The 279-nt window shown below is 57.7% G+C and carries 1 pseudogene; it reads left to right on the top strand.

The window, feature by feature from the left end:
- A pseudogene (locus KDM89_RS22175) lies at positions 1–267 on the top strand (L-lactate dehydrogenase); the annotation flags it as partial.
- Positions 268–279 lie beyond the last annotated feature (12 nt).

Below are 279 nucleotides of genomic sequence, written 5' to 3'. Positions count from 1 at the left end.
AAGGGCGCTACGTATTACGGCATCGGTGCAGCGATTGCCTTGCTGAGCCGTTGTATCCTGTTTGATGAGCGTCAGGTTCTGACGGTATCTTCCGTACAGGATCAGGTGCAGGGTGTGCGCGATGTGGCCTTGTCGCTGCCGCAGGTAGTCGGGCGGGCTGGCATCCTGCAGACCTTATATCCGCCACTCGACAGTCTAGAGCAACAGGCACTGGCGGCCAGCGCGCAAATCATCTCTGAGCATGTAGCTGGTCTGGTGCTGAGCTGATTTTCTGGGTTG

This window comes from Cognatundibacterium luofuense (assembly GCF_018139685.1).
Taxonomy (GTDB): Bacteria; Pseudomonadota; Gammaproteobacteria; order Burkholderiales; family Burkholderiaceae_D; genus Undibacterium; species Undibacterium luofuense.
Note: the sequence above shows the minus strand (reverse complement) of the source record. Positions and strands in the feature narration are given on the sequence as shown.